Below are 360 nucleotides of genomic sequence, written 5' to 3'. Positions count from 1 at the left end.
GGCCCGCATGGCCGGGCCGCCGATCCTCTTCGCGCTCGCCAACCCGGTGCCGGAGATCATGCCGGAGGAGGCGCGCGCGGTGGCCCCCGATGCGATCATCGCCACCGGGCGGAGCGATTACCCCAACCAGGTCAACAACGTCCTCTGCTTTCCCTTCATCTTCCGCGGCGCGCTCGACGCGGGCGCGACCGAGATCAACGACGCCATGCAGATCGCCTGCATCGAGGGCATCGCCGAGATCGCGCGCCAGACGACGAGCGCCGAGACGGCGGCCGCCTACCGGGGCGAGGCGCTGACCTTTGGGCGCGACTACCTGATCCCGAAGCCCTTCGACCCGCGCCTCTCGGGCGTGGTGGCGAC

General features: G+C 71.1%; 1 protein-coding gene. It reads left to right on the top strand.

Annotated elements, in window-relative coordinates:
* Positions 1-360, top strand: a 360-nt coding sequence (locus AB6A65_RS16745) for a malic enzyme-like NAD(P)-binding protein (protein WP_371039509.1), incomplete at both ends; no start/stop codon positions are given.

It is taken from the genome of Rhodosalinus sp. FB01, from assembly GCF_041365715.1.
Lineage (GTDB): Bacteria > Pseudomonadota > Alphaproteobacteria > Rhodobacterales > Rhodobacteraceae > Rhodosalinus.
This window is presented reverse-complemented; position numbering and strand designations above follow the sequence as displayed.